Annotated in this window: 4 protein-coding genes; 1 reads left to right on the plus strand and 3 read right to left on the minus strand. The window is 61.5% G+C overall.

The features are described 5' to 3' along the window. On the minus strand, window positions 1-356 hold a 356-nt coding region (locus I5W_RS29730; protein ID WP_083893522.1), incomplete at its 3' end, for an RES family NAD+ phosphorylase. Next, window positions 353-757 carry a hypothetical protein gene (locus tag I5W_RS11875; protein ID WP_026051875.1) on the minus strand — a complete coding sequence of 135 codons (405 nt, stop codon included), beginning with the start codon at window positions 755-757 and terminating at the stop codon, window positions 353-355. The genes I5W_RS29730 and I5W_RS11875, both read right to left, overlap by 4 nt. 431 nt (window positions 758-1,188) lie before the next feature. Between I5W_RS11875 and yfcF the strand changes: the two genes are divergently transcribed. Next, window positions 1,189-1,839: a glutathione transferase gene (gene yfcF, locus I5W_RS11880; RefSeq protein WP_044529377.1), complete on the plus strand. Its 651-nt coding sequence runs from the start codon at window positions 1,189-1,191 to the stop codon at window positions 1,837-1,839. An 85-nt stretch (window positions 1,840-1,924) separates the two neighbouring features. On the opposite strand, the gene I5W_RS11885 is transcribed toward yfcF, so the two are convergent. Continuing rightward, complete coding sequence (locus I5W_RS11885) at window positions 1,925-3,181, minus strand: MFS transporter (protein ID WP_017450036.1); 1,257 nt, start codon at window positions 3,179-3,181, stop codon at window positions 1,925-1,927. Between the last annotated feature and the right edge of the window lie 187 nt (window positions 3,182-3,368).

Raw genomic sequence — 3,368 nt, forward strand, 5'->3', positions numbered from 1 at the left:
GCATCGCCCATCACCCAGGACGGCGGCTCAACTCGTTCATGAAAGACCATACGCGNCCAATCGCAATAGAAGTCTTTCCATAATGGGCTCCAGCCCGCTGCATAGCCACCGCGAAAATCCACCACCNGATCGATCACGATCCGATAGGCCACGATCAGGCCAGGAGGCAACAGATCATCCAATTGCTGGTATTCCGCCAAGGCCGTGCCGGGATCCAGCGACAGGTACAGGGCGGCAACACCTGGCCGATTGAGCCTGCCACCGAAGCGCGCGGCACCGGCACCTGAAGTCGGGACAAATGACCAGCGTGGAACATGAACCCGATAGGCGACCGTCTCAAGACTGGTCAGGATCATCCCGCGAAACCGGCATCCAGAGACAACAGATAGCGCACCAGATCATCGGTACGCCCCTCCGAGACCATGGTCTGCGCAGACTTGTAGTCAAAGACCGGTAAAGGGGAATTCTTGAACCAGAACAGGGATTTTTCCACGCTCCCGGCTATCTCGGTACCGATACGCAGGATGCGGACAGCGTCACGCAGATAACGTTGAACGCTTTCCGCCGCGGGTGCACGCGAAATCGTATTCCTGTGCACATGCGCGGCGGCCGCCAGCGCTTGCAGGTCCATGCTCAGCAACAAGCAGAAGCGCCGTGGAGACAGGATAGTCGGAGCAGCCGCTCCGCCCAGAAAACTCAAGAAAGCCTCGAAGTCGCGGCCAAAAGCCGGAATGGCTTCCGCACTGCCATCGTTCATGATGTCCTCGTGCGAGCACAATATCTGCACCATTATTGCACTCCCGAGGGCAGGTCACAATTCCCGTGTGTGCCGAACATGCTCATTCCTCTGGGCCGAGTCATAAAGCGAAGATTCTGAATCTCGCTGTGAGGAATTACCACAGCCCATTTGAACTTTCCCGCCGATCTCGTTTACTATCGTCGTTCAGCCCATCGATCCCCACCATGCACCAGAACCGATCCCTCACCCAGCGCCCCTCTGCCCTCGCGGCGGCAGGCTCTTGCGTGGGCGGGCTGAACACCAAAAAACAGCATCTCCGCTGACGGGGATGTCACGTCCCGTCCGGCGGATCGCCTGGCGGGACTGGATTGCAGCGTTTCCCCTTCCAGACCTTGCCCGGCGTACTGCCGGCGGAACGGCTTTCTTCAATCGTTCTTCATGAGGTCTACATGCAAACCAATCTGAACACCCCGCCACTGCAGCTCTACGTGGATGCCCAGTACGCCAGCCCCTACGCCATGTCGGTCTGCGTAGCCTTGCGCGAGAAGCAGTTGCCCTTCGAACTGCACACCGTCGATCTCGATGCCGCAGCCCAGCACGCAGCACCCTATGTCGCCCTGTCCCTGACGGCGCGGGTGCCGACGCTGGTGCACGGTAGTCTGGCGCTGTCGGAATCCTCGGCCATCACCGAATACCTGGAAGAATGCTTCACTGGTCCGCCGCTCTATCCGCAGCATCCCGCACAACGCGCCCGCGCGCGCCAGGTGCAGGCCTGGCTGCGCAGCGACCTGATGGCCATTCGCGAGGAGCGCAATACGCAAGTGCTGTTCTACGGCGCGCGCAAGGCGCCGCTCACTGCAGCAGCCCTGGCCGCGACGCAACGCCTGTTCCGGTTCGCCGAGGCCTTGCTGGCCCCAGGCGCAACTTGCCTGTTCGATCAGTGGTGCATCGCCGATACCGACCTGGCGCTGATGCTCAATCGCCTGGCCCTGCATGGTGATCCTGTGCCCGAGCGGCTGGCCGTCTATGCCCAGGCGCAGTGGCAGCGGCCGACCGTGCAAGCCTGGGTGGCGCTGCAGCGGCCACCGCTGTCGGCGTGAAGCACGCGGGTGGCGTGAGCGTTTGAATGCAAAAGGGCGGCGTCTCACGACACCGCCCTTCACTGTCACTTGCTGCGCAAACGAATCAGGCCAGCGCCTCCGGCCGCGGACGGGCAATGGCAAACACCACCGCCACCGCCACCAGATCGAAGGCCGCCAACAGCACGAACAGGGGACCATAGCCGATCTGCGTGACCAGGATGCCGAAGAGCAGCGTGAACAAGGTGGCGCCCAGATAGCCGCTCATGCCGGTCAGGCCGGTGGCAGTGGCCACCTGATTGCGGGTGAAGACATCGGAGGTAATCGAATACAAGGCCCCCGACAGTGTCTGGTGCGCAAAGCCGCCGATGGACAACAGCCCGATGGCCACATAAGGACTATCGACAAAGCCCACGCAGGCCGGACCGATCATGGCCAGGCTGCCCACCAGCATGACCAGCTTGCGCGAGGTGAACAGCGACACCTTCAGGTGCTTGTGGAACAAGGGGCTCAGGTAGCCGCCCAGCACGCACCCGATATCGGCCGCCAGGAAGGGCAGCCAGGCGAACATGGCGATTTCCTTGATGTTCATATGGCGCTCGGTGGCCATGTACAGCGGAATCCAGGCATTAAAGGTCTGCCAGGCCGGTTCCGACAGGAAGCGCGGAATGGCGATGGACCAGAAATTCTGGCTGCGCACGATCTTGGTCCAGCTTTCGCGCTGCACCTTCTCGGGGGCTTTTTCCTGGCCGTCCAGGATATAGGCGCGCTCTTCCGGCGAGAGCAGTTTCTGGTCGCGCGGGCTCTTGTAGAACAGCATCCACAGGAAGAACCACAGCACACCCAGCACCCCCACCACCACGAAGGACATCTTCCAGCCACCATGCAGGATGGTCCACACCACCAGCGGCGGCGCGCACAGCGCACCGATGGAAGAGCCGATGTTGAACCAGCCGATCGCCACCGAGCGCTCCTTGGCCGGGAACCACTCGGTAGAGGCCTTCACCCCGCCTGGAATGCCAGCCGCTTCGGTCATGCCCAGCAACGCGCGGAAAAAGGCCAGGCTTTGCCAGCCGGTGGCCATGGCGGCGGCGGCGCACACCAGTGACCAGGCCAGGGCAAAGATGCCGAAGCCGATCTTGGTGCCCACCGCATCGAGGACATAGCCGGCCACCGGCTGCATGACCGCATAGCAGATCTGCCATGCCACCACGATGTAGGAATATTGCTGGGTATTCATATCCAGCTCTTTCATCATGGTCGGGGCGGCCACCGACAAGGTGTTGCGGGCCAGGTAATTGACGATCAGGGCCAGGGTGACCAGGGTCACCATGTACCAGCGGATTCCTCTTACGTACTTCATGGCGTCTCCAAAAAGATTTTTTCTTCACAGGGGCAGGCAATGCGATGCGACCGCACCTGCCCGGCACTGCCGTGCGAGCGCATCAGCGGTGGATGGCACGGCAGCTACCAGGCCAGGCGCTGGCCAAAAGTCAGGCGGATCGGATAGGCATACCGGTCTCCAGTGGATGTTTCTTCTCTTTTATCAT

The sequence above is a fragment of the Herbaspirillum sp. B65 genome (assembly GCF_000333555.1).
Lineage (GTDB): Bacteria > Pseudomonadota > Gammaproteobacteria > Burkholderiales > Burkholderiaceae_D > Herbaspirillum > Herbaspirillum rubrisubalbicans.

Coding starts and splice junctions, on each gene's coding strand:
- I5W_RS11875 (WP_026051875.1), bottom strand. CDS start 757: ATGAACGATGGCAGTGCGGAAGCCATTCCGGCTTTTGGCCGCGACTTC.
- yfcF (WP_044529377.1), top strand. CDS start 1,189: ATGCAAACCAATCTGAACACCCCGCCACTGCAGCTCTACGTGGATGCC.
- I5W_RS11885 (WP_017450036.1), bottom strand. CDS start 3,181: ATGAAGTACGTAAGAGGAATCCGCTGGTACATGGTGACCCTGGTCACC.